Raw genomic sequence first — 23,374 nt, forward strand, 5'->3', positions numbered from 1 at the left:
CTCCCAGATGCAAATGCCGCCTTCTCCCGTGGCGGCGGTTTCAACAATTCAGCGCAGCCGGCTTCCGTCCTCCGCGAAGACGAGCACGTCGCCGGGATCGGCTGAAAGCGTCACGGTCTTTCCGTCGAGGCTCTCGCGGCGGCCGCGCAGTTCGACGACGATCTCCTTGCCCCCGGCGACACGGGCATGCAGGTAGGAGACGCCGCCAAGATCCTCTGCCATCTCCACCTTCGCCTGGAAACCGGTCTCCGCCGGATGCAGATGCTCGGGCCGCAGCCCGACCTTGACCCTCGTTCCCGCGCCGGCGCCCGCGGCGACCCTGGCCGTCAATTCCGCGCCCAGCCCTTCGAGCTCGATCCTAAGCAGGCCCTGATCCTCGCCGACAACACGCCCGTCGAGGAAATTCATCGCCGGCGACCCGATGAAACCGCCGACGAACTGGTTGTCCGGGTTGTCGTAAAGCTCGAGCGGCCTGCCCGCCTGCTGCAGCCTGCCCTGCTTCAAGACAAAGATCCTGTCGGCGAGCGTCATCGCCTCCACCTGATCATGCGTCACATAGATCATGGTCGCCCCGATCTGCTTGTGAAGCCGGGCAAGCTCGATGCGCATCTGGACGCGAAGCTCCGCGTCGAGGTTGGACAAGGGCTCGTCGAACAGGAACACCTTCGGCTGGCGCACGATGGCACGGCCAATGGCGACGCGCTGGCGCTGGCCGCCCGAAAGCTGCGCTGGGCGCTTGTTCAAATGCTCCTCGAGATGGAGGATACGGGCGGCCTCGTTCACCATCTCGTCGATCTTCGCCTTCGGCTGCTTTTTCAGCCGCAGCGAGAAGGCCATGTTCTCGTAAACCGTCAGGTGCGGATAAAGCGCGTAGGACTGGAAGACCATGGCGACCTCGCGCTTGGCGGGCTCAACCTGCGTGACATCCCGGCCTTCGATCGAAACCGTCCCTGACGTCGTTTCTTCCAGTCCGGCAATCATGCGCAGAAGCGTCGATTTTCCGCATCCGGACGGCCCGACGAACACGGCAAAAGCGCCGGCCGGAATATCCATGCTTACATCATGGATGACCCCGACGGGCCCGAAGCTTTTGCTCACATTGCGCAAGGTGATGCTCATCGCGCCACCTCAAGCCACCTTGAGGCGCAGGACATGGTAGGAAAGCGGCGCAAGACTGCCCTTCACCCTGCCGTCCTCCACGCCGACGCCCGAGCCCTGCTTCGGCACGACATGGTCGGGCTTGTCGGGGCCGTTGGTTTCATTGAGGCCGTAGCCTTCCATGGCGTGATGCTCGGCCAGCGTCGCATCGGCGAAGCCTGTCAGGCCGACATCCAGTTCCGCCGCCTCGCTCAAATGGCGGTTGACGATGAAGAGCGTGAGCACCCCTTCTCGCGCGTTATGCACGGCTGCAACGTCGAGATAGGAAACATCGTCAGCCACGCTGCAATCATAGGTCGGCGCATCGACGGCGACATCAAGCGCCTCCCCGCGGCCATAGATCGAGGCGAAACGGTAGGGATGGTAGATCGTCTGGCGCCAGGCGGGACCGTCCTTCTCCGCCCGGATGGGCGCGATGACATTGACGAGCTGGGCGATGCAGGCGATGCGGACACGGTCGGACCGGCGGATGAATTCATTGAGCAGTCCCGCAACGAAGAGCGCGTCCTCGAAATTATAGGTCTCTTCCAGAAGCGCGGGCGCTTCCGGCCAGTCCCAGGTCCGCCAGCGATGGCTGTCCTCGTCGCGGATATGGTACCAGACGTTCCATTCGTCGAAGCAGATGTAGACATCGTTCTTGGCCCGCTTCTTCGCTTTCACATAATCGATCGTGCCGGCGATGGTCTGGATATAGCGGCCCGTTTCCTCGATCTTGCCGAAATAGTTGAGCGTATCCTTGCTCTTGTTGCCGAAATATTTGTGCAGCGAGATATAGTCGACATTCTCATAGCACTCTTCGAGAACCTCGCGCTCCCATTCGGGATAGGTCGGCATACCGTCATTCGAACTGCCGCAAACGATCGCCTCGATGCTGCGGTCGAAGCTCTTGAAGGCCTTGGCCGTCTCATTGGCGAGCCGGCCATATTCGGTCGCGACCTTGTGCCCGATCTGCCAGGGGCCATCCATCTCATTGCCCAGGCACCACATCTTGACTTGGTAGGGATCGTTTTTGCCATGCGAGCGGCGAAGATCGCTCCAGGCGGTGCCGCCGGGGAAATTGACATATTCGAGGAAATTGCGGGCATCGTCGAGACCGCGCGAGCCGAGATTGACCGCGAGCATCATCTCGATACCGGCCATTTTCGCCCAATCGGCAAATTCGTTGATGCCGATCTGGTTGGTTTCCTTCGACCGCCAGGCGAGGTCGAGGCGGACAGGACGGTTCTCGCGCGGCCCAATGCCATCTTCCCAGCGATAGGCCGATACGAAATTACCGCCGGGATAGCGAATGGCCGGGATTTTCAGGTCCTGCACGAATTTGAGAACGTCCCGGCGAAATCCCTGCTCGTCCGCTTGCGGGTGGCCCGGCTCGTAGATGCCGCCATAGATCGCGCGGCCCATATGCTCGATGAAAGCGGAATAAAGCCGCTCATCGATGTCGCTGATCTTGAAATCCCGGACAACCGCTACGCGCGCCTTCATGCATGCTCCTCCCAAAACATCCAGTTTTAACGATATTAATCGTATTTTTAGATATAGTTGATGGAGAAGCCCCTGATGTCAATGGGGCAAATGCGCGGCGGCGCGAAAGCATATGGGGCGGGCCGATAGCCCGCTGCCTATCTCTTTGTTTTTATACGCAGAACCATGTCCTGATCGTAGTTACCGAAACCGCGCCCGAAAATATTGATGCCGCCCGGATGCCGCCCCTCCGCCTTGACTTCGACCCGAAGCCGGATCGACCTGTGCTCATCGAGCTTCAGCGCGGCGGCGGTCACGTCGGAAATTTTGCGGCCATCGACATAGGTCCCCGCCGGACCGACGGACCATGTCTTCAGCATTCCGTATTGAGAGCCCTTCAGCTTCCACCATTCGGGCGTATAGGTGCCGCGGCGGTCGCCGAAATCGCCGGGAGAGGTCCACACGCCGATCTCCACGCCATTGATGGAAAGCACGATATCCGAGGGCCAGTTCGCCAGCGTGCCGGGAACTTCCGAGCTGACTTCCATCGAGATTTCAATGGCTTCGATCTCATCGCCCCGAAGCTTGGCATTGTTGGGAAACTGATATTCGACAAAGCCGCTGGTGAACCAGAGCAAGCTGGTCTTCATCCGCTCCGGGTCCATGAAGGTTTCCGGCACATCCAGAAGGCCGATAATGCCCTCGGTCGAGCAGATCCCGCACGGGCCGGTCACGGCGGCGTTCGTATAGAGGCCGAGCGGCATTGACACCTCGATGAGGTTGGAGGAGAGCGCCTGACTGCCCGGATGGAACGTCACAACGAGCTCTTCATACACCGCAAAGCAGATTTTCTGATTGCCCTTGCGCGCCTTTTGCACCTCCGTGCGGACAAGCCCCGCCTTTTCCAGCACCTGCAGATGGGCCGAAACCGAGGACTGGGGAAGCCCGGACAGCTGCGCCAGATCGTTGACATTGATTCCAGGGCTTTTCGAGAGTTCTTTGAGAAGCTTTACCCGAGTCAGCGAAGAAAGGCCTTTGATTGCAGCAAGATCTTTCTCAGGATCGATAACGAGGAATTTCGCGTCCATATACACGTCTCACCAATTTGGCCGAAGTGTATCGGTTTTTCCGATGCATTGCCAGTCGTTAGCCGCATCTATATTCATGGCGTAATGATCGATGTGGATGGCGGATGTTTGGCGCGGTAAATTAGGTCGTGCGCATCACGTCGCAGTCATTGCCCCGCCTCTGGCTCCTCCCTATATGAACTTCACATTTGCTTGAACAAGGAAAGACCATGACAACGACGTCCCGGGCAGCCCGGATTGTAACACTCCTGGGAGGCCTGTTTCTGGCGTTCTCCATGATTGCCGTCGATCACGCCGAGGCGCGCCGCGGCGGTAGCTTCGGCAGCAGGGGCGCCCGCACGTTCCAGTCCGCGCCGCCGACCCGGACAGCGCCGCAACCGGCCGCTCCGGTCGAGCGGTCGATGACGCCAAACACCGGCCCGAGCAACACCGCCCGCCAGACGCCGCCAGCGGCATCGCGCCCTAGCTTCATGGGCGGTTTCGGCGGCTCTATGCTGCGCGGGCTGGCGCTCGGCGGTCTGATCGGCCTCCTGCTCGGGCACGGGTTTGGCGGCATGGCCGGCATGCTGGGCTTCCTCATCCAGCTTCTGCTCATCGGCGGCGTGGTCATGCTGCTCATGAGACTGTTCCGCTCGCAATCGGCACGCTCACCAGCCCATGCGATGGCCGGCAAAGCCCCCTCCCCCGGCAGCTTCGCATACCGCGAGACGTCGGCCGGCAATTCGCGTGGAGCGGGGTCTTTCGGCTTTTCGCAGCGTCCGGATGCCGCGCCTCGGCCCGGCAATACCGACGAAATCGGCCTGACCCAGCGCGATCTCGACATTTTCGAACGCCTGCTGGCGGACGTGCAGGACGCCTTCGGACGCGAGGACCATGCTAGCCTGCGGCGGCTGGCGACGCCCGAGATGGTCTCCTATTTCTCCGAGGAACTGGCTGAGAACGCCAAGAATGGCGTGAGAAACGACGTGTCCGGCGTCAAACTGCTGCAGGCAGATATCGCCGAAAGCTGGCGCGAAGGTGACCACGATTACGCGACGGCGGCGCTGCGCTATGCATCGCGGGACGTGCTCGTTGAGCGCGCCAGCGGCGCCCTGGTAAAAGGGGATGACGAGCCCACGGAAACGACCGAAATGTGGACGTTTACGCGGCAGAACGGTTCCGACTGGAAGCTCTCGGCGATCCAAGAGGTATAGCCTATCGGGCAGCCGGGGTGTCCCGGCTGCCCCTGCCTGCAATATCGGCAAAGAGATAACACACGAAATCTTGGCCGCTGCCTTGATTTTACCGGCAATTGTCTCTATATTTCTGTTATCGACTTTTGCTTGTGGTTTTTGTTCGCGGGTCTCCCGCCCCACAAATCTCCCTTCATCATTCGATCCGAAAGGCGGCTTTGCAGCCGTCGAAACGCAACAATTGATGAAAGGAAATCATCATGAACACCGGCACCGTAAAGTGGTTCAACGCCACCAAGGGCTTTGGCTTCATTCAGCCGCAGGACGGCTCCAATGACGTCTTCGTGCATATCAGCGCTGTCGAGCGCTCGGGCATGGGCAGCCTGAACGAAGGCCAGAAGATCTCCTACGAGCTCGTGCAGGACAAGCGCTCGGGCAGGAATTCCGCCGAAAACCTTCGCGCCGCCTAAACCTTCGCGCCGTCTAAGGTGAAATATCATTCCCCGTCGCTGACCACGGATGTACTGGCAGCGTGCGGTACGGATGAAAGGAAGAGGTCGGGCAAGCCCGGCCTTTTTTGTTTGTTCGCTAATTTAAAAAATGCGTCATCCCGGCGCCCAGAAAAAGGAACACACTTTGCAGGTACTCGTAAGGGATAACAATGTCGACCAGGCGCTTCGCGTCCTGAAGAAGAAGATGCAGCGCGAAGGCATCTTCCGCGAAGCCAAGGCGCATACCGCCTATGAGAAGCCCTCGGAAAAGCGCGCGCGCGAACACGCCGAAGCCATCCGCCGCCACCGCAAGCTGGCGCGCAAGAAGCTGCAGCGCGAAGGTCTCATTCCCGGCCCGAAGAAGAAAGTCGCCCGGCCTGCGCGTGCGGGTGCAGCCAGCCGCTAACGCGGTTTGAGCGGAAGCAATATACGCTTCTTCACCCTTGCACCGGAGGCACCGTCGAGGCATGGATTCCTGTGACAAGCACAGGAATGACGGATTGCTTTGATGTCGCTGATAGTCTTCAATCCTGCAGCCTGCACAACGGTTCTCGTTTAAGGGCAGCCATCTCCATTTTCGTCATTCCTGTGCTTGTCACAGGAATCCATGCCTCGACATGTCCATCGCGACAACGGTGTAGGTTGGTATCGAGTGATCCGCCTGAAAGTGATTTGCTCTAACGCGCGGTTACCGCTACCAATACCAATCATCCACCACGAAGCGGGCCGCGTCCGGCCCGCCGCTCTGCGCGAAACTACCGCGCCCAGCAATAACCGAACGCGCAGCCTGATATCGTCACTTTCTGCGACACCGCGAAGGGGTTCTTCTCGTCCAGTGCGATGCGCACCAGCCGCGAGCGGTCACGGGGGCGGAACATGTTCTGGAATTCCGCCGGCAAAGCGTCGGCGACTGTCAGGATCGCGTCGATCCGACCCTTGGCCGATTGCGCACCGCCCTTCACATTGACGGGCATCCCCTCCCAGATATTGAACAGATATTCATCGGGCAGATAGGCGAGGATATAGGATTTGCCGCCATTGATCTGCATCAGCTCGTCGCCGAACTTCACGACCTGTCCGGGAATGGGCACCTTGGCACCGACGATGCCGGATGTGCTGGCGCGCAGATAGCCATTGTCATAAATACCGTTGAGCTTGTCCATGGCCTGGCGGAAGACGCCGCGTGATTGCTCCAACAACTTCAGCTCATTCTCCGTGGCGGTCTTTTCGCTTTGCAGTTGTGCCACCCGCTCGGCGGCCTGCAGACTATTGCGCAGCGCGTCATCTTTCGAGAGCGAGGACACGATGCCCCGGCCCGAAACGGTGTCGAACTGCCTCGAGGTCGCCTTGGTCTCGTGCGCGGTGCGCTCGGCCAGAGGATACACCGCGTTGATCGACGCCAGCTTGCCCTCGAGCTGGCCCTCGCGAATAGCGAGGTCGCTATCCCGGAAGGCGATGTTGGACAGTTCCTGGATCATCTCGAAGGATTCGATGCGGGCCAGCGGCGTGCCCGCCTCCACCTTGTCGCCTTCCTTGACGAAGACTTCGGTCACCTTGCCCGGATAGTTTGCGCCGACCGAATAGCGTTCCTTCAGCACGGTGCCATCGATCGACAGCACGAACATGCTGCCGAAGAGATAATAGGCGAGCGAGCCGAGGAAGACGATGACGAGGCCGAGATAGACCGTGCGTCCCATCCGGCCGGAAGACGAGCGTTTCTGGGCATCGAGAACGTCGATGCGCGGTTGTTTTCGTAGACGTTTCACTTGATTTCCGTTTTTACCAGGGGCGTTGCATGCGGACTTTGATGGGCGTGTAATTGTCGCGGTGGGAGCCGGAGAATGCCCATTCATCGATGTAGGAAATGAGCCTGACGGGCCGCATGACATAGGTCATGAACAGGGAATAGCCCGGCAGGAACAAGAGGTTGCGCAGGAATACGGGCCGCCCCGTACACCAGGCGGAAGCCGCGAGGATCAGGATATCGATGGCCAGAAGGCCGATTTGCATGCCGATGAGAATGGCCGGCGTGAAGGCGCCATATTGCAGGAACAGCCACACCAGATAGACCGGGAAAATGAATGCTCCAAGGACGTTGAAGAGCAGGAAATCCCACTGGTGGACCGCTTCGCTCAGGCGGAAGGCCGGGGAGAACGGGTTCATCAGCCGCGCGTGCTTGCGGTAGCGAATCCAGATCGCGTCGCGCTCCCAGCGCAGGCGCTGGCGGATATATTGATACATCGTGACCGGCACATCGGTGTAGCAGATGGCATCAGGCGCATAGTCGATGCGCCAGCCTTTCAGCCGCAGCCGGATCGTCGTGTCGAGATCCTCCCCGCCGCCGACATCGAAGCCGCCGATATCATTGAGGGCTTCGCGCCGGAACGCGCTGAATGCTCCCGAAGCGCAGACAACCTGGTTGACGGCGCTCGCAATGCGCTTGCCGACGGCGATGGACTGCAGATATTCGATCTCCTGAAACTGCGCGATCACGCTGGCATCGCTGTTGCGCGGCGCGATGTCGCCGCAAACGGCTCCGACGCGCGGGTCCGAGAAGGGCCGCAGCAGATATTCGAACGCATGGCGGTCGAACGAGCAGTCGCAATCGACATTGATGATGATGTCGCCCGTGGCATAGGCGCAGGCCAGGTTGATGCCGCTCGACTTGCCGCCCCGGAGATCGGTGGACAGTACCCGCGCGGCGAGGCCCTGCTTGACGAGGCCGCGGGCGACCTCCGTCATCCGGTCCGTGGAGCCGTCGCTGACGATGACCACCTCGAAATCCCGCATGGATTGCTCCTGCAGGGAGCGCACGCAGGCCTCCAGCGCATCCTCTTCATTATGGCCGACGAGAATGACGCTGACGCTGGGGCGCGCGGTTGCGGAAGACTCGTCTTCAAGCACAGCCTCGCGATCCGGCGAGCGCATCGACATGCCGGCCACCAGAAAGGGCAGGATGTAGCGCGGAAACTCGAACACAAGCGTATACCAGAAGACCGACATGATGCTGAGGGTCGTCTGGCTCAGCAGAAAGGCGAAGCCCAACTCCAGTATGTTCACGGCTTAGGCTCTTCCGAAACGCTGGATGATCGTCAGCCTGGGCGACAGTTTCAGCCGAAGCACCTGCTCGCCGCGCGCGATCAACGCCTGCAATTCCCGCTCCAGCTCGGCGTCGAAGGCTTCGGCGAAAATATAGGCGATGTCGCCATCCACATGGAGAGAGCCGGTATTGCCAAGGCCATTGCGGAGATTTTCGAAAAACAGGTCCCGTGACTTCTCGAACATCGGACGGCCGTTCGCTGAAATGATTTCTTCGCCCTTCGCAAAGCGGATTTCGGCAAGGCCCGCCTGAGTGCGCGCCAATGCACCGACATCCGCGATCTCTTTTTGAAGCGGAGCAGGCAGGGACGACGGAACCGCCGGGGCGCTCCCTTGCAGGAAGGCGACGGCGGCATCCGTCAGCATGTAGCTGTGGAGGTCGACATGCGTGGCAGCTTCGCCATCCATCCGGGCATTGCAATCGAGGCAGATGAAGCCGACTTCGAGTTCCGACGAAGTGGATTCGCAGGTGTTGCAGGTAAAGGCCTGTCCGGGCCGGTCGTAGTCTTTTCCGTAATTGCGCAGCTGCCGCTGGCATTTCGGGCAGACGAGCGACATGCCCCGGCGGAACTGCTCTTCCGGCAGAACCGCGGCGCAATGGAAATGGTGCAGAAGCGCGCTTTCGCGCAAATCCGCCGAACGGCAGGACGGACATTCCTCGCGCACGCTGAGACGGCGGGATTGGCAGGTCGAGCATTCATGCAGGCGATCGAAGAAGCGCCGCTTCAAAAAGCCTCGCAGCACCAGGCTTTCCGCCAGGGGCACCACCTTCGGCGCCGAGAAAAAGCCCGGATAACACACCGCCTCCGGCGCAAGCGGATAGCGCATGCCGCGCAGTTCCCTGCCCGATACGAACATATGCGCCAGAAGCTGCACCTCGGGATCGACGGTGTGGCGATGCTGCGCCGCAAGCGCTTCCCGGCCTTCCCGGAATTTAAGGATGCGCCGGGCGGTTTCAGTCCATGTGCGCGGTTCGAGAAGATCGAAATGGGCATCGGCGAAATCGCCCGCACGGCCCTTAAGATCGATCATCGGAGCCTGGAGAGAACCCGCAAAATCCCTGATATTGTGAAGCGGCGAGGAAAGCCGCTCATCGGAGAAAAGAACGGCGTCGACATCACCGCCGGCATCGGCTTCGAAAAGGAGGCTGAATATCTCGTCCAGATGGTTGGGCATGCGGGGAAACCAGCGTGCCCTGGGCTTCCAGGTCAGCCCGGTCTCGAACCACGCATTGCGTATTTGGTCGGCTAAATGGTCTGGCCTGGCGATGGCGCCATGCGAGAGGCGGGCGTGGCCAACGGAAGATGAAATCATATGGGTCTCTTAAATGCAGGCAGGGAATCGCGAAAACCCGCTTCAACGCGAGATTCTGTTTCGCGAGACGCTGTAAGAAAAGCTACATGAACAGAAGCTGAATTAGTGTCAGCTTATGCTCATACCCTTGAATGGGCGGGAAAAATCGCTTCCATCGGGCGAAATAATGGCCGGAGGAGCGCTCGGCATGCCCTTGGCACGCGCCGCGCCGTATTCTGTGAACGGCAATACAGCGTCGAGGCGCAAGAAATGGATGGCGTGCGAGACAGATATCTACGACAGCGAGGCTGCCGGTGAGGCATCTTCAAAATGACATCAAGTTGTTGGGAGGGCCGGTTGCGGCATGCCAGATGAAAAGTAGGCTCCCGGTTGCCCGAGAGCCTACTCCATCACGTCTCCGCCAGAAAAGGGAGAATTACTGGAAAAGGACGATCGATTTCTGGAACGTCACCCACACGCCCCAGAGAATGGGAATGCCCACCGCCGCCCAGGCGAGCGCAGCTTTGGTGTCGAGCCCGCCGGTGCCGATGCCGAAGGAGCCGGTGGGACCGGCGGCGGCCGCGGCGCTCTTCGCCTGAAGCGCGGCGACTTCCGCATCCGACATGAACCACTTTTCCGACAAAGGCTTGACGAAGAGATTGGCGAGGAAGCCCAGCGCCAGCATTCCCGCGAGGATGTACATGGTGAAATTATAGACCAGCTCGCGCGGGACGCCCGCATCGATCTGGAACTCCCTGATATAATTCACCACCACGGGACCGACGATGCCCGCCGTCGCCCAGGCCGTCAGCAGCCGCCCATGAATCGCGCCGACGAACTGCGTGCCGAAGATATCGGCCAGATAAGCCGGAACGGTGGCGAAGCCGCCGCCATACATTGAGAGGATGATGCCGAAGGCGAGCACGAACAGCGCCTTGTTGCCCATGCCGGCAAGTGTCGGCGCCAAGGCATAGAGCACGATCCCGAGCAGGAAGAAGGTGTAATAGGTGTTCTTCCGACCGATCCTGTCTGACAGCGATGCCCAGAAGAAGCGCCCGCCGATATTGAACAGCGACAAGAGGCCGGTGAAGCCCGCTGCAATGGCAGCGATGGCGGTCTTCTGCGAAGCGTTGAGCTGGGTGAAGGTCAGATCCGGCAGGCCGATGAGCTTGCCGCCGAAGATTTCCTGCAGCATGGGCGAGGCCATGCCGATGACGCCGATGCCGGCGGAGACATTAAGGCAGAGCACAGCCCATATGAGCCAGAATTGCGTGGTCTTGTGGGCGTCGCGCAAATGGACATGCCGCGTGGTTATCATCGCCTTCTGGCTTGCGGGCGGCGTCCAGCCCTCGGGCCGCCAGCCGGCGGGCGGAATGCGATAGCCGAACGCGCCGCACATCATGAAGACGAAATAGATCGCCGCCATGACGACGAAGGTTTCCCACACCCCTACCGATGTCGGCGACTTGAAGTGATTCATGATGATATCGGCGAGGGGCGCGCCGATCATCGCGCCGCCGCCGAAGCCCATGATCGCCATGCCGGTCGCCATGCCGCGCCGGTCGGGGAACCATTTGATGAGGGTCGAGACCGGCGAAATATAGCCGAGGCCAAGCCCGATGCCGCCGATGACGCCTGCCCCCAGCCACATCAGCCAGAGCTGGTGCATCATCACGCCGAGGGCGGCAACGAGAATGCCGCCGCACCAGCAAAGCGCGGCGACGAACCCCGCCTTGCGCGGCCCCGCTCGCTCCAGCCAGCCGCCCCAGAGCGCCGCCGAACAGCCGAGCAGCACGAAGAATAGCGTGTAAATCCAGCCGAGATCCGCCACGCGCCAATCGCAAGTGGTGGTGAACAGCGCCGTCAGCAGGTTCAGGTCCGGGCAGGCCACGGGCTGCGTGACGCCGAGCGCGCGCGAGAGCGGCAGCCAGAACACGCTGAAGCCATAGGCCATGCCGATGCACAAATGAATGGCAAGCGCCGCCGGCGGAACCAGCCAGCGGTTGAAGCCCGGTTGCGCGACGATGCGCTCCCGGTCGAGAATTCCGGCGCCGGTGAGTACGCCTGCTGTGGTGTCTGTGGACATGACAATAATCCTCTCCTTCCGCCGTGGTTCTCCTCCCAGGCGGTTACCTCATTGTCGAAATATCAGGTGTGGGTTGGGCTGGCCTGAAGGCTCAGCCGCTATAATCTGTTCTCAAATTTCCGATCAATCGCTCCTCCCTGTCGCGTTCAATCCGTTTTCAGGCGCTTCCCTCTCCGCCGTCATTCTCGGGCTTGTCCCGAAAATCTACCGTGGCCTAATCAGTCGGGACGGTAGTCACCGTTCTTCTTCTTATGGTAGATTCTCGGGACAAGCCCGAGAATGACGGCGGAGAGGTCTTATTCCACCTTTTCCGGCCGGCGTATGTTTTTCGCCGCCTCGATAACGAGTTCATTCAGCCCCTTGCCGCCCTCCTTCTCGAGAACGGCAAAAAGCTGGGCGCGCATGCGCGGCTCCCAGAAAAGATTGATGTGGTTGGCGACACCCGCCACCTGTTCCTCCCGCGGCTGCGAGGCGAAGAAGGTGGCGATCTGGTTGGCCATATAGATGAGCTTGTTTTGGGTTCCGCTATGCGACATGGGCCGCTCTCCCCGTCTCGATACGATCTGCATGGGTGTAAATGTCGAATTCGTCGCCCCGCACCAGTGCGATGAGCGTGATGCCCGCCGCCTCCGCCGTGCGGATGGCAAGGGCGGTGGGTGCGGAAACGGCGATCAGCACCGGCGCGCCGATTATGGCGGTTTTCTGCACCATCTCGATGGAAACACGACTGGTGACGACAGCAGCACCGCTTTGCCCATCGATCCCCGCCCGCGCCAGCGCTCCGGCTAGCTTGTCCAGCGCATTATGTCGCCCGACATCCTCGCGCGCGGCGATGATGCCCTTGCCCGGGACATAGAACCCGGCCGCGTGAACCGCACCGGTCTCGGTGTGAAGCGGTTGCCGGGCGGAGAGCAGCCGGACGGACTGCGCGATATCACCTGCCGTCAGACGCAGGCCGCTCCCTTGAACCAAAGCCACCGGCCGCAGCGCTTCATCGATTGACTCGATGCCGCAAAGTCCGCAGCCGACGGGGCCAGCCATATGGCGACGCCGCGCGGTGAGCGCCTCGCGCTTGTTTTCAGCAAGGACGATCTGGACATCGATCCCGCGCTCAAGTTCCTCAATGGCCATGTCCTCGATATCGGATGGCTTCTCGACAATGCCTTCCGACAGGCTGAATCCAACTGCGAAGTCCTCGATATCATCAGGCGTCGCCATCATCACCGCATGGGTCGTGCCGCCATAGCTGAAGGCCACCGGCGTCTCCTCCGGCACCAGCCGTTCCGCTGCCAGCAACCCGCCTTTGCGGCGGGCGATGCGGGGGACGGAGATGGTCGAGCGGCGGTTCATCGTGATCCCTTCTATTGCGGCCACCCGCCAGCGGGCCAATTGCGAGCGGTATGGATCAAATGCACGATAACGACAGTTTCGCGGTCTCCCGTTCGTTTCAGCGCATAGACGAGTATGTAGGGCGGACGTCCAAGAGATTTTTCATACGTACCAGCCACGCGACCGGGACGTCCTGTTGGCGTGTCGCCGAGTGCGTTGGCTGCATCCCGGATGCGGTCAGCCACCCGGCGGGCCGCATCCGGATTATTCAGGGCAATGAATTCGGTCTGCTGGCGTAATTCATCCAGCGCGTCTTGTGTCCAAATGACAGGACGCTTCACGACTTACGCGCCCGTTTTGCTTCAACGGCATCAATGGCTGCGTAGATTTCCGCCATAGCTTCGTCATGCGGTACAACGCGACCGGCTTCCATATCCGCTATGCCCCGCTTGATCCCCTCGATGATTTCCAGCTCGCGGTCGACATAAGCCTCGATCGCCTCGTTAGCGAGAAAGGACTTGCTGCGCTGTGTGCTGGCCGCGATGCGGTCCAATTTTTCTTTCAGGTCGGTGGTGACCCGGATCGTCATGGTCGTGCTTGCTGCCATTTCAATTCTCCTGTGTTTGTTTGTACACAAACTAACACAACCACAGTTCATTCACCAGCCATTTCCCGGCGGAGCTGGGAATGTTCTACTCCGCCGCTTCCAGCTTGGCCGTCACCCGGCGGCTCCGCTTCGCTTGATCCTCATATTCCACCTGCCATTCGCTCGGCCCATTGGAAGGCGCGACCTGAACGGCCGTTACCTTGTATTCCGGGCAGTTGGTCGCCCAGTCCGAGAAATCGGTGGTGACGACATTGGCCTGCGTCGAGGGATGGTGGAAGGTGGTGTAGACCACGCCCGGCGAGACACGGTCGGTGACCTTGGCGCGCAAGGTCGTCTCGCCGGCACGGCTTGCGATCCGCACCCAGTCGCCGTCACGCACGCCGCGCTGTTCGGCATCATGGGGGTGGATTTCCAGCCGGTCTTCTTCATGCCAGACCACATTCTCGGTGCGCCGCGTTTGCGCGCCGACATTATATTGCGAGAGGATACGGCCCGTCGTGAGCAGCAGCGGGAAGCGCGGGCCGGTCCGTTCGTCCGTCGCCACATATTCGGTGCGGATGAACTTGCCTTTGCCGCGCACGAAGCCGTCCATATGCATGACAGGTGTGCCGAGCGGCGCCTTCTCGTTGCAGGGCCACTGCACCGAGCCTTCACGCTCCAGGAGGTCGTAGGAAACGCCGGCGAAGCTTGGCGTGGTGGCGGCGATCTCGTCCATGATTTGCGAGGGATGCGTATAATTCCAGCCAAGGCCCATGGCGTTCGCCAGATTCTGCGTCACCTCCCAGTCGGCAAAACCGTTCTTCGGGCTCATCACCTTGCGCACGCGGTTGATGCGGCGTTCGGCATTGGTGAAGGTGCCGTCTTTTTCGAGGAAAGTGGAACCCGGCAGGAAGACATGGGCGTAATTGGCGGTCTCGTTGAGGAAGAGATCGTGCACGACGACGCATTCCATCGCCGCCAGCCCCGCCGCCACATGCCTGGTGTCGGGGTCGGATTGCAGGATGTCCTCGCCCTGAATGTAGATGCCCTTGAACGAGCCATCGACAGCGGCGTCGAGCATATTGGGAATGCGCAGGCCCGGCTCGTTGTCGAGCTTCACGCCCCACAGCTTCTCGAAAATATCGCGCGTCGCGTCTTCGGAGATATGACGATAGCCCGGCAGTTCGTGCGGGAAGGAGCCCATGTCGCAGGAGCCCTGCACATTGTTCTGCCCGCGCAAGGGATTCACGCCGACGCCGGGACGGCCGATATTGCCGGTCGCCATGGCGAGATTGGCGATGGCGATGACTGTGGTCGAGCCCTGGCTGTGCTCGGTGACGCCGAGGCCGTAATAGATCGCGCCATTGCCGCCGGTGGCGTAGAGCCGCGCCGCGCCGCGGATCAGATCGGCGGGAACGCCCGATATCTTCTCGACGGCCTCCGGGCTGTGCTCGGGCAAGGAGACGAAGGACGCCCAGTCCTGAAACTCCTGCCAATCGCAGCGCTCGCGGATGAAGGCTTCGTTGAAGAGGCCCTCGGTGACGATGACATGGGCGAGCGAGGTGACGACTGCGACATTGGTTCCGGGCCGCAGCGGCAGATGATAGGCCGCCTCGACATGCGGCGTGCGCACCAGGTCGATGCGGCGCGGATCGATGACAATAAGCTTCGCGCCTTGCCGCAACCGCTTCTTCAGCCGCGAGCCGAACACCGGATGGCCGTCGGTCGGATTGGCGCCGATGACGAGCACGACGTCACTGTGCTCGACGCTGTCGAAATCCTGCGTACCGGCTGAGGTGCCGAAGGTGGATTTCAGGCCATAGCCCGTTGGCGAATGGCAAACGCGGGCGCAGGTGTCGACATTGTTGTTGCCGAAGCCCTGCCGCACCAGCTTCTGAACCAGGAACGTCTCCTCATTGGTGCAGCGCGACGAGGTGATGCCGCCGATGGCGCTGCGGCCATATTGATACTGGATGCGGCGGAATTCATGGGCGATATGGGCATAGGCCTCCTCCCACGTCACCTCGCGCCAGGGATCGGTGATCTTTTCGCGGATCATCGGGTTGAGGATACGGTCCTTATGCGTGGCATAGCCATAGGCGAAGCGGCCCTTGACGCAGGAATGGCCGCGATTGGCCTTGCCGTCCTTATAGGGCACCATGCGGACGAGTTCCTCGCCGCGCATTTCCGCCTTGAACGAGCAGCCGACGCCGCAATAGGCGCAGGTGGTGACCTTGGAATGCTCGGGCTGGCCGATCTCGATCACCGATTTTTCGGTCAGTGTCGCGGTCGGGCAAGCCTGCACACAGGCGCCGCAGGAAACGCATTCGGAGCCGAGGAAGGATTCATGCATTCCCGGCGAGACGCGGGAATTGAAGCCCCGCCCTTCGATGGTCAGCGCGAATGTGCCCTGCACCTCCTCGCAGGCGCGTACGCAGCGCGAGCAGACGATGCATTTCGACGGGTCATAGGTAAAGTATGGGTTCGACTCGTCCTTCGGCAGGAACCTGCTATTCACCGCATCGCTGTTGCGGGCTTTGACATGGTTTTCGCCCTCATAGCCATAGCGCACATCGCGTAGGCCCACCGCGCCCGCCATATCCTGCAACTCGCAATCGCCATTGGCGGCGCAGGTGAGGCAGTCGAGCGGATGATCGGAAATATAAAGCTCCATCACGCCGCGGCGGATATTCTTGAGCCGATCCGTCTGGGTGCGAACGACGAGCCCTTCCATGGCGGGGGTGGTGCAGGATGATGGCGTGCCGTTGCGCCCCTCGATCTCCACCAGACAAAGGCGGCAGGAGCCGAAGGCATCCACCATGTCGGTGGCGCAGAGTTTTGGAATTTCGATCCCCGCCTCCATCGCCGCGCGCATGATGGACGTGCCTTCGGGTACGGTGACGTTTACGCCATCCACCGTCAGCGTCACTGTCTTCTCGGATTTGGAAGCTGGGGTGCCGTAGTCTATTTCATGCACGAGAGCCATAGGTATTACTCCGCTGCTTCGGCGATAGGCGCCGGCACAAAATCCTCGGGAAAATGCGTGAGCGCGCTCATGACGGGATAGGGAGTGAACCCGCCCAGCGCACAAAGCGAGCCGAATTTCATGGTGTTGCAGAGATCGGTGAGCACGGTGACCTGCTTCTCCGGCTCCACGCCGGCCGCGATGCGGTCAACGACTTCGACGCCGCGTGTCGAGCCGATGCGGCAGGGCGTGCATTTGCCGCAGCTTTCGATGGCGCAGAATTCCATGGCGAAACGCGCCTGTTTCAGCATGTCGACGGTATCGTCGAAGACCACGATGCCCGCATGGCCGATCAACCCGCCCTTTGCGGCAAAAGCCTCGTAATCGAACGGTGTATCGAAGAGTTCACGCGGGAAATAGGCTCCGAGCGGCCCGCCGACCTGCACCGCCTTGACCGGACGCCCGGATGCCGTGCCGTCGCCGATTTCATTGACCAGTTCGCCCAGCGTGAGTCCGAAGGCGGTTTCGAACAGCCCGCCATGCCTGACATTGCCGGCGATCTGGATGGGGATCGTGCCGCGCGACCGGCCCATGCCGAAATCGCGATAGAACGCCGCGCCCCTGTCCATGATAACAGGCACGGAGGCGAGCGAGATGACATTGTTGATGACGGTGGGCTTGCCGAACAGCCCATTATGCGCCGGAAGCGGCGGCTTGGCTCGCACCACGCCGCGCCTGCCTTCGAGGCTTTCGAGCAGCGCCGTCTCCTCGCCGCAGACATAGGCCCCTGCCCCGACCCGCACTTCCAGATCAAACGCATGGGCGGAACCCATGACGCTCTTTCCCAGAATACCGGCCTTCTCCGCAACCGAAATGGCCGCATTCATCGCGGCGACGGCGTGCGGATATTCCGAACGGATATAGATGTAGCCCTTCGTCGCGCCGGTGGCGAGCCCGGCGATGATCATCCCCTCGATCAGCACAAAGGGATCGCCTTCCATGATCATCCGGTCGGCAAAAGTGCCGCTGTCGCCCTCATCGGCATTGCAGACGATATATTTCTGCGGCCCCTGCGCTTCCAGCACCGTTTTCCATTTGATGCCGGTCGGGAAGCCCGCGCCGCCGCGCCCGCGCAGGCCGGAGTCGGTGACTTCAGCCACGATCTCGGCTGGCGAGAGCTTCAGCGCATTCTCCAGCCCCCGCAATCCGCCATGAGCGCGGTAATCATCGAGCGACAGCGGATCGACAATGCCGCAGCGGGCGAAGGTCAGCCGCGTCTGGCGGGCGAGGAACGGGATTTCTTCGGTGGGGCCTAGCGACAGGCGATGGACACCGCCTTCAAGCATTCCGGCATCGAGCAGCGAAGCAACATCCGAAGGCTTCACCGGACCATAGGCGACACGGCCTTGCGGCGTTTCCACCTCCATCATCGGCTCCAGCCAGTAAAGGCCACGCGAGCCGTTGCGGACGATGCGGACATCAAGCTCGCGGATAGCGATTTCGCGCGCAAAAGCCTGCGCCACCTTTTCGGCACCTAAAGCCACGGCGCCGGAATCGCAAGGAATATAAACGGTCACCGTCATAGCCGGACCCCCGCTGCAATTTCCTCAAGCTTTTCCTCGTCGAGCCTGCCGATCACCTCGCCATCGAGCATCGCGGCGGGGGCGCAAGCACACAGCCCAAGACAATAGACCGGCTCCAGCGTCACCGCGCCATCGGCGCTGGTCTCATTCCAATCGAGCCCGAGAAGCTCCATCACGCGCGCGGCCAGCCGCTCGCCGCCCATGGACTGGCAGGCCTCGGCCCGGCAGATCTTCAGCACGTGGCGCCCTGCGGGGTTTTCCCGGAAATCATGATAGAAGGTGAAGACGCCATGCACCTCCGCCCGAGAAATATTCAGCGCGCTGGCGACAATCGGCAGCGTCTCGCGCGGCACATGGCCGAACTCCTCCTGCAACCCGTGGAGAATGGGCAGGAGCGGACCTTCGACGTCCTTGAATTGATCGATAATCTCTATCGCCCTATTGGCAATATCGGTACTTGCGGTCTGCATGTCTGCAGCGCCCTCCCTATTTCTCCCCTCTTTTTTAGAATGAGACCAAAAACTCGGCTTATAATCAATAGCGCAGTATCGTTGAGCGATAGAAGAAATCTATCGATGCTCCCGATATGTTGAGCATATCGTTATCCAGACGCTGCCTGATAGCGTCGCGTCATGCCTTGAAACTCTCCGCCAGGATCTTCGCCTCGTGCAGGAGAGCGGAGACGAGCGGCGTGTAAGGCGTGCGCTCGGCGGCAACGAGCCCGACCAGATGCCGCGCGTCCGGCTCGACGATGGGAATGGAGCGGATCGGCTCGGTAAAGCCCAGCGTTTCCGCGAGATTGAGCGGCATGATGCTCGCCCATTTTCCCGTGCGGATATGGGAAAAAAGCACGATCATGGAGTTGGATTCGAGCGTCGTCTGCGGCTCGACGCCCGCCTCGCGCAGGTGAAGATTGATGATACGGCGATTCTGCATGTCGGGGGTCAAAAGGCAGAGCGGCAGCCGGCCCACTTCCGCCCAGGTGACGGTGTCGCGGTCATAGAAGATGTTGCCGCTCGACGTGATCAGATGATAGCGCTCGTCATAGAGCGGCACGGTCGTCACTTTGCCGAGAGGCTCGTTGTCGATATAAGTGATGCCGGCGTCGATCTGGAAGTTGGAAAGCAGCGACAGGACCTCCAGCGAGGTGCGCGACAGGATCGAGAAGGTCACATCCGGATGCCGCTCGCGGAACGGCGTCGTGATTCGCGAGACCATGGCGAGCGCGGTGGGAATGGCGGCGATGGTGATATGGCCTGACAGACCGAACCGCGCGGCACGGATCTCTTCGCGCATGGTGCGGGCATCGCCGACGATGCGCCGCGCCCATTCGAGTACCCGCTGCCCCTCGGGCGTCAGCCCCTTATAGCGCGAGCCGCGCTGCACCAGCATGACGCCGAGCGTATCCTCCAGCTGGCGGATCGCCGCCGAAAGGGTCGGCTGCGTGACCCCACATTCTTCCGCCGCGCGGCCGAAATGGCCTTCCCGCGCCAGCGCAATGAAGAATTCCAGCTTGTCAATCATGGCCTTGCTCCCCCTGAAACAAGGCTACCGCATATAGGTCGAATGCGATAGCGGGTCAGGGGGATGTGGGCGCGACCTTCGGAATCGGTAGGCAGAACCCTATTTAACCGTCGAGGAAGCGGCACTGTTGAGGCATGGATTCCTGTGACAAGCACAGGAATGACGGATGCTTGGCTGTTGGCGGCTATTCTTCGGCCTCTCCGCTTGGCAAGAACGGTCTTCGATAGGACAGAAAAATCTCCACCCCGTCATTCCTGTGCTCGTCACAGGAATCCATGCCTCGGCTTTTCCTCCACCACAACGGGCCCGAACAATTCTCCCTACAACCGCTCAGCCTCGTAGTCGGCGCAGGAATAATCCAGCATCGACAGCGCGTCGGCGAGATAGTCCGGGGCGAGCGGCGTGCCCAGAAAATAATCCGCCGTATGCTCATTGTGCGCCTCGGCGGCTTCCTTTCGCACGGTTTTCCAGTCCCTGGCGGCCTCGTCATTGCGAGCCAGCCACATCAGCGCGACGAGATCGATCTGCTCGTCGATGGAGAGATTGTCGATGATCGAGCGCAGTTCCTGTTCCGTCGCGTCATTCTTGTGATCTTCCAGAACCGCGGCGCCCCGGTCGTCGGAGGGATTGGAGCCCGGGTCCGGCTCCGTGACGACATCCTTGGCGTAATATTCGCGCGCCTTCATGATGATGAAACAGACTGTCTCAAGCGGTATCGTCAGCTCCACATCGCTTGCATCGGCCAGAGCGGTTCGTCGCGTCATTTCCATCGTGCCTCCATGCGGGATGAGGGAGTAACGCTCGCTATGCTGGCTGGTTCCCTGCTTGAAGGGGTGGATCATTCCTGCCATCATCCGATGCGGGAGGAACTAGCAAATGAACAGGATAGACCTTGAGGGCCAGCACGCGGTCGTCACCGGCGGCGCGCAGGGGCTGGGCTTTGCCATGGCCAGCCGTTTCATCCGATCCGGCGCGTCGGTGACGCTGTGGGACATGAATGCCGAATTGCTGGAAGCGGCGAAGGAGGCGCTCGGCGATGCCGTGAGAACGGTGACCGTCGATATCACGGATCATGAGGCCGTTTCCGCCGCGCATGAGAAGACGGAGGCGGAGGGCGGCCCCGTCTCGATCCTCGTCAATTCCGCCGGCATTGCCGGTCCCGCCGCGCCGCTCGACAGCTATGATATCGGCTGGTGGCAGAAAATCATCGACGTCAACCTCAACGGCACATTCTATGTCAACCGCGCCGTCGTTCCCGGCATGAAGGCGCGCAATTACGGGCGCATCGTCAATATCGCTTCGATCGCTGGCAAGGAGGGCAACCCCAACGCCGCCGCCTATTCCGCCTCGAAGGCCGCTGTGATCGGACTCACCAAATCGCTCGGCAAGGAACTGGCGGGCTACGACATCGCCGTCAATTGCATCACGCCGGCGACGGCGGAAACGCGCATTCTCGAACAGCTGACGCCTGAATTCATCGACTATATGCGCTCGAAAATCCCGCGCGGGCGGTTCCTGGAGGTCGAGGAAGCGGCGTCCATGGTCGCCTGGCTCGTCTCCAAGGAGAACAGCTTCACCACCGCCGCGACCTTCGATCTCTCCGGCGGGCGGGCGACTTATTAGAGTCTGTCAGGGATAATCGGAAGCGATTTTACCTCTGCCGTCATCCTCGGGCTTGTCCCGAGGATCTGCGACGGTACGGTTTTCAGGACGGTCATGGCCTCACGCCAGCCCGCCCTCAAGCTCAAGGAACGCGACGATGCGGTCAATGCCCTCGCCGCGTTTCATGTCGGTGAAGACGAAGGGCTGGCCGGACCGCATCCGGGCGGCATCGCGCTTCATAACATCGAGGTCGGCACCGACGAAGGGCGCGAGGTCCTTCTTGTTGATGATGAGCAGATCGGAGCGGGTAATGCCGGGGCCGCCCTTGCGCGGGATTTCCTCGCCCTGGCACACCGAGATGACATAGATCGTCAGGTCGGCAAGGTCAGGCGAGAAGGTTGCCGCGAGATTGTCGCCGCCGGACTCGATGAAGACGATGTCGAGATCGGGAATACGCCTGACGAGATCGGCAATGGCCTGCAGGTTGATCGAGGCGTCCTCGCGGATGGCGGTGTGCGGGCAGCCGCCCGTCTCCACGCCGACAATGCGGTCCGAGGGCAGCGCCTGCATGCGCACCAGCGCCTCCGCATCCTCCTTGGTGTAGATGTCGTTGGTGACGACAGCGACCGAATAGCGCTCGCGCATCGCCTTGCACAGCTTCTCCGTCAGCGCCGTCTTGCCCGAGCCGACCGGGCCGCCGATGCCGACGCGCAGGGGACCGTTATTGGATGTCATGGCTCAAATCCTCCGGATAAATGCGGCGCCCGTCATGAGCGAAACAGCCTGACGCCAAGGGTTTCATGTTTCAGGCTGGCGATGTCGGAAAGAATCGCCGCCGAGCCCAGATCATCGAGCGTGCTTGTTGCCGCGCGCGCGGCCGTGTCTCCGATATGAGGCTCGATGGCAGCCAGCACCGCCACGCCGTCGCGCTGGCCCAATACGCCGCAACGGATTGCCGCCGATACGAGGTTCGAGACCGCCGCGTGCAGGTAGAGCGCCAGCGTCGGCTCCAGCCCGGTGTCATGCGCGCCAGCCACTGCGCCGACGGCGACCGGATAGGCCATCCGGGGGCTAAAACGGCCAACCAGCGGATGCGGCCACGATGCCGCTGCGGCGAGGAAAGCTTCGCCCTGCAGCATCGTCTCGCGGTGACGCTCAGCGGAGCCGGCAAGCGCCTCGGCCAGTTCGGCAATCTCGGCAAACCGCTGCTCATCATCGAAGGCGCGGTAGGCGGCGGCAAGCAGCACCGCGTCGTTCCACTGCGCGCCATGCGCAAGGATCGTTTCGAGCCAATTCTGCAAGCTCTCCCGGTCGTGCACCTGCCCATCATGCACCGCCTGCTCCAGCCCGCCGGAATAGGAGAACGCGCCGACGGGAAAGGCCGGCGACAGCCACGCCGCCAGCCGCAGCAGCGCCGTGGTATCAGCCATGATGGTGGTGATGGTGCCCATGACCGCCGCTGCCATGATAGGCGCCGTGAACGGGGTGGAACGGCTCGGTCACCTCGGTCACGGTCGCGCCCAGGCCCTGCAGCATCCTGGCGATCACATGATCGCGCAGCACGAGAATGCGCTCTGCCTCGATCTGCGCCAGCAGGTGCCGGTTGCCGAGATGCCAGGCAAGCTCCGTCAGATGCAGCCGGTCCCGCGCGCGCACCTCCAGAAGCGGCTCATCCGCCGCCGCGATCTCCACCGTCGCCCCATTGTCGAGCAGCAGCCGGTCACCATGCTTCAGCTGCACCGGCTCCATCAGGTCCAGCATGACGACATCGTCATTGGTCATATGCAGGAGCTTGCGGCGGATATGGCGCTGGTCATGGCGCAGCACGATCACATCGATGGGATCGGTGCGCGGCGCATCGGATTTGAGGATTTCGGTGGAACGGTAGGGCATGGCTTCTCTTCTTGTAAAGGTTGGCGGACAGAGGGGGGTGCCTC

Annotated in this window: 23 protein-coding genes; 4 read left to right on the forward strand and 19 right to left on the reverse strand. The window is 61.3% G+C overall.

Annotated elements, in window-relative coordinates; translation table 11 throughout:
• Positions 1 to 48: 48 nt before the first annotated feature.
• The 3 genes from ACOWVG_RS14760 to ACOWVG_RS14770 all read right to left on the reverse strand — a co-directional run bounded on the left by ACOWVG_RS14760 (position 49) and on the right by ACOWVG_RS14770 (position 3,707).
• Positions 49 to 1,119, reverse strand: a complete 1,071-nt coding sequence (locus ACOWVG_RS14760; RefSeq protein ID WP_420963007.1) for an ABC transporter ATP-binding protein — start codon at positions 1,117 to 1,119, stop codon at positions 49 to 51.
• 9 nt (positions 1,120 to 1,128) lie between these two features.
• Positions 1,129 to 2,640 carry an alpha-N-arabinofuranosidase gene (locus ACOWVG_RS14765; RefSeq protein ID WP_420963008.1) on the reverse strand — a complete coding sequence of 504 codons (1,512 nt, stop codon included), beginning with the start codon at positions 2,638 to 2,640 and terminating at the stop codon, positions 1,129 to 1,131.
• A gap of 137 nt (positions 2,641 to 2,777) precedes the next feature.
• Entirely contained in the window at positions 2,778 to 3,707 is a 930-nt protein-coding gene (locus ACOWVG_RS14770; RefSeq protein WP_420963009.1) for an ArsR/SmtB family transcription factor, read from the reverse strand.
• Positions 3,708 to 3,916: 209 nt separating this feature from the next.
• Here ACOWVG_RS14770 and ACOWVG_RS14775 point away from each other — a divergent pair, with 209 nt between their 5' ends.
• The 3 genes from ACOWVG_RS14775 (at position 3,917) to rpsU (ending at position 5,776) form a co-directional block, all read left to right on the forward strand.
• Entirely contained in the window at positions 3,917 to 4,900 is a 984-nt protein-coding gene (locus ACOWVG_RS14775) for a TIM44-like domain-containing protein (protein WP_420963010.1), read from the forward strand.
• Between the two features lie 239 nt (positions 4,901 to 5,139).
• The gene (locus tag ACOWVG_RS14780) at positions 5,140 to 5,349 is read left to right on the forward strand and encodes a cold-shock protein (protein WP_420963011.1); all 210 of its coding nucleotides are present in this window, start codon (positions 5,140 to 5,142) and stop codon (positions 5,347 to 5,349) included.
• A gap of 166 nt (positions 5,350 to 5,515) precedes the next feature.
• A complete protein-coding gene (gene rpsU, locus ACOWVG_RS14785; protein ID WP_420963012.1) occupies positions 5,516 to 5,776 on the forward strand; it encodes a 30S ribosomal protein S21 in 261 nt (86 codons plus the stop codon).
• Positions 5,777 to 6,125: 349 nt separating this feature from the next.
• Here rpsU and ACOWVG_RS14790 read toward each other — a convergent pair whose 3' ends face one another.
• The 13 genes from ACOWVG_RS14790 to ACOWVG_RS14850 all read right to left on the reverse strand — a co-directional run bounded on the left by ACOWVG_RS14790 (position 6,126) and on the right by ACOWVG_RS14850 (position 20,677).
• Entirely contained in the window at positions 6,126 to 7,136 is a 1,011-nt protein-coding gene (locus ACOWVG_RS14790) for an HlyD family secretion protein (RefSeq protein WP_420963013.1), read from the reverse strand.
• Positions 7,137 to 7,149: 13 nt separating this feature from the next.
• Positions 7,150 to 8,430: a glycosyltransferase gene (locus ACOWVG_RS14795; RefSeq protein ID WP_420963014.1), complete on the reverse strand. Its 1,281-nt coding sequence runs from the start codon at positions 8,428 to 8,430 to the stop codon at positions 7,150 to 7,152.
• 3 nt (positions 8,431 to 8,433) lie between these two features.
• Entirely contained in the window at positions 8,434 to 9,783 is a 1,350-nt protein-coding gene (locus ACOWVG_RS14800; protein ID WP_420963015.1) for a hypothetical protein, read from the reverse strand.
• Positions 9,784 to 10,198: 415 nt separating this feature from the next.
• On the reverse strand, positions 10,199 to 11,848 hold the full coding sequence (locus ACOWVG_RS14805) for an OFA family MFS transporter (RefSeq protein ID WP_420963016.1): 1,650 nt from the start codon (positions 11,846 to 11,848) through the stop codon (positions 10,199 to 10,201).
• Positions 11,849 to 12,144: 296 nt separating this feature from the next.
• Positions 12,145 to 12,384 carry a formate dehydrogenase subunit delta gene (locus tag ACOWVG_RS14810; protein WP_420963017.1) on the reverse strand — a complete coding sequence of 80 codons (240 nt, stop codon included), beginning with the start codon at positions 12,382 to 12,384 and terminating at the stop codon, positions 12,145 to 12,147.
• Positions 12,374 to 13,198, reverse strand: a complete 825-nt coding sequence (fdhD, locus tag ACOWVG_RS14815; RefSeq protein WP_420963018.1) for a formate dehydrogenase accessory sulfurtransferase FdhD — start codon at positions 13,196 to 13,198, stop codon at positions 12,374 to 12,376. Before fdhD ends, ACOWVG_RS14810 begins: the two co-directional genes overlap by 11 nt.
• An 11-nt stretch (positions 13,199 to 13,209) precedes the next feature.
• The gene (locus tag ACOWVG_RS14820; protein ID WP_420963019.1) at positions 13,210 to 13,518 is read right to left on the reverse strand and encodes a type II toxin-antitoxin system RelE/ParE family toxin; all 309 of its coding nucleotides are present in this window, start codon (positions 13,516 to 13,518) and stop codon (positions 13,210 to 13,212) included.
• A complete protein-coding gene (locus ACOWVG_RS14825) occupies positions 13,515 to 13,784 on the reverse strand; it encodes a CopG family ribbon-helix-helix protein (RefSeq protein ID WP_420963020.1) in 270 nt (89 codons plus the stop codon). Before ACOWVG_RS14825 ends, ACOWVG_RS14820 begins: the two co-directional genes overlap by 4 nt.
• Before the next feature lie 85 nt (positions 13,785 to 13,869).
• Positions 13,870 to 16,749 carry a formate dehydrogenase subunit alpha gene (gene fdhF, locus ACOWVG_RS14830; RefSeq protein ID WP_420963021.1) on the reverse strand — a complete coding sequence of 960 codons (2,880 nt, stop codon included), beginning with the start codon at positions 16,747 to 16,749 and terminating at the stop codon, positions 13,870 to 13,872.
• 5 nt (positions 16,750 to 16,754) lie between these two features.
• Positions 16,755 to 18,311 carry a formate dehydrogenase beta subunit gene (locus ACOWVG_RS14835; protein WP_420963022.1) on the reverse strand — a complete coding sequence of 519 codons (1,557 nt, stop codon included), beginning with the start codon at positions 18,309 to 18,311 and terminating at the stop codon, positions 16,755 to 16,757.
• Positions 18,308 to 18,781, reverse strand: a complete 474-nt coding sequence (locus ACOWVG_RS14840) for a formate dehydrogenase subunit gamma (RefSeq protein WP_420963023.1) — start codon at positions 18,779 to 18,781, stop codon at positions 18,308 to 18,310. Before ACOWVG_RS14840 ends, ACOWVG_RS14835 begins: the two co-directional genes overlap by 4 nt.
• Positions 18,782 to 18,941: 160 nt before the next feature.
• Complete coding sequence (locus tag ACOWVG_RS14845; protein WP_420963024.1) at positions 18,942 to 19,835, reverse strand: LysR family transcriptional regulator; 894 nt, start codon at positions 19,833 to 19,835, stop codon at positions 18,942 to 18,944.
• Between the two features lie 320 nt (positions 19,836 to 20,155).
• Complete coding sequence (locus tag ACOWVG_RS14850) at positions 20,156 to 20,677, reverse strand: DUF3775 domain-containing protein (protein WP_420963025.1); 522 nt, start codon at positions 20,675 to 20,677, stop codon at positions 20,156 to 20,158.
• Between the two features lie 34 nt (positions 20,678 to 20,711).
• Between ACOWVG_RS14850 and ACOWVG_RS14855 the strand changes: the two genes are divergently transcribed.
• Positions 20,712 to 21,458, forward strand: a complete 747-nt coding sequence (locus tag ACOWVG_RS14855; protein ID WP_420963026.1) for an SDR family NAD(P)-dependent oxidoreductase — start codon at positions 20,712 to 20,714, stop codon at positions 21,456 to 21,458.
• Between the two features lie 99 nt (positions 21,459 to 21,557).
• Here ACOWVG_RS14855 and ureG read toward each other — a convergent pair whose 3' ends face one another.
• The 3 genes from ureG to ureE are packed head-to-tail and all read right to left on the reverse strand — an operon-like array spanning position 21,558 to position 23,330.
• Positions 21,558 to 22,172: an urease accessory protein UreG gene (gene ureG / locus ACOWVG_RS14860; RefSeq protein WP_420963027.1), complete on the reverse strand. Its 615-nt coding sequence runs from the start codon at positions 22,170 to 22,172 to the stop codon at positions 21,558 to 21,560.
• A 32-nt stretch (positions 22,173 to 22,204) separates the two neighbouring features.
• The gene (locus ACOWVG_RS14865; protein WP_420963028.1) at positions 22,205 to 22,903 is read right to left on the reverse strand and encodes an urease accessory protein UreF; all 699 of its coding nucleotides are present in this window, start codon (positions 22,901 to 22,903) and stop codon (positions 22,205 to 22,207) included.
• Positions 22,860 to 23,330 carry an urease accessory protein UreE gene (gene ureE, locus ACOWVG_RS14870; protein WP_420963029.1) on the reverse strand — a complete coding sequence of 157 codons (471 nt, stop codon included), beginning with the start codon at positions 23,328 to 23,330 and terminating at the stop codon, positions 22,860 to 22,862. The genes ACOWVG_RS14865 and ureE overlap by 44 nt, the downstream gene beginning before the upstream one ends.
• Positions 23,331 to 23,374 lie beyond the last annotated feature (44 nt).

This window comes from Brucella sp. IR073 (assembly GCF_049065735.1).
GTDB lineage: Bacteria > Pseudomonadota > Alphaproteobacteria > Rhizobiales > Rhizobiaceae > Paramesorhizobium.

Excerpts from the sequence above, each read along its gene's own strand:
- ureG (WP_420963027.1), bottom strand. The coding sequence starts at position 22,172 with ATGACATCCAATAACGGTCCCCTGCGCGTCGGCATCGGCGGCCCGGTC.
- ACOWVG_RS14845 (WP_420963024.1), bottom strand. The coding sequence starts at position 19,835 with ATGATTGACAAGCTGGAATTCTTCATTGCGCTGGCGCGGGAAGGCCAT.
- ureE (WP_420963029.1), bottom strand. The coding sequence starts at position 23,330 with ATGCCCTACCGTTCCACCGAAATCCTCAAATCCGATGCGCCGCGCACC.
- ACOWVG_RS14835 (WP_420963022.1), bottom strand. The coding sequence starts at position 18,311 with ATGACGGTGACCGTTTATATTCCTTGCGATTCCGGCGCCGTGGCTTTA.
- ACOWVG_RS14855 (WP_420963026.1), top strand. The coding sequence starts at position 20,712 with ATGAACAGGATAGACCTTGAGGGCCAGCACGCGGTCGTCACCGGCGGC.
- ACOWVG_RS14865 (WP_420963028.1), bottom strand. The coding sequence starts at position 22,903 with ATGGCAGCGGCGGTCATGGGCACCATCACCACCATCATGGCTGATACC.
- fdhF (WP_420963021.1), bottom strand. The coding sequence starts at position 16,749 with ATGGCTCTCGTGCATGAAATAGACTACGGCACCCCAGCTTCCAAATCC.
- ACOWVG_RS14775 (WP_420963010.1), top strand. The coding sequence starts at position 3,917 with ATGACAACGACGTCCCGGGCAGCCCGGATTGTAACACTCCTGGGAGGC.
- ACOWVG_RS14825 (WP_420963020.1), bottom strand. The coding sequence starts at position 13,784 with ATGGCAGCAAGCACGACCATGACGATCCGGGTCACCACCGACCTGAAA.
- ACOWVG_RS14810 (WP_420963017.1), bottom strand. The coding sequence starts at position 12,384 with ATGTCGCATAGCGGAACCCAAAACAAGCTCATCTATATGGCCAACCAG.
- ACOWVG_RS14765 (WP_420963008.1), bottom strand. The coding sequence starts at position 2,640 with ATGAAGGCGCGCGTAGCGGTTGTCCGGGATTTCAAGATCAGCGACATC.
- ACOWVG_RS14800 (WP_420963015.1), bottom strand. The coding sequence starts at position 9,783 with ATGATTTCATCTTCCGTTGGCCACGCCCGCCTCTCGCATGGCGCCATC.
- fdhD (WP_420963018.1), bottom strand. The coding sequence starts at position 13,198 with ATGAACCGCCGCTCGACCATCTCCGTCCCCCGCATCGCCCGCCGCAAA.
- ACOWVG_RS14770 (WP_420963009.1), bottom strand. The coding sequence starts at position 3,707 with ATGGACGCGAAATTCCTCGTTATCGATCCTGAGAAAGATCTTGCTGCA.
- ACOWVG_RS14805 (WP_420963016.1), bottom strand. The coding sequence starts at position 11,848 with ATGTCCACAGACACCACAGCAGGCGTACTCACCGGCGCCGGAATTCTC.
- ACOWVG_RS14760 (WP_420963007.1), bottom strand. The coding sequence starts at position 1,119 with ATGAGCATCACCTTGCGCAATGTGAGCAAAAGCTTCGGGCCCGTCGGG.
- ACOWVG_RS14840 (WP_420963023.1), bottom strand. The coding sequence starts at position 18,781 with ATGCAGACCGCAAGTACCGATATTGCCAATAGGGCGATAGAGATTATC.
- ACOWVG_RS14850 (WP_420963025.1), bottom strand. The coding sequence starts at position 20,677 with ATGATCCACCCCTTCAAGCAGGGAACCAGCCAGCATAGCGAGCGTTAC.
- ACOWVG_RS14780 (WP_420963011.1), top strand. The coding sequence starts at position 5,140 with ATGAACACCGGCACCGTAAAGTGGTTCAACGCCACCAAGGGCTTTGGC.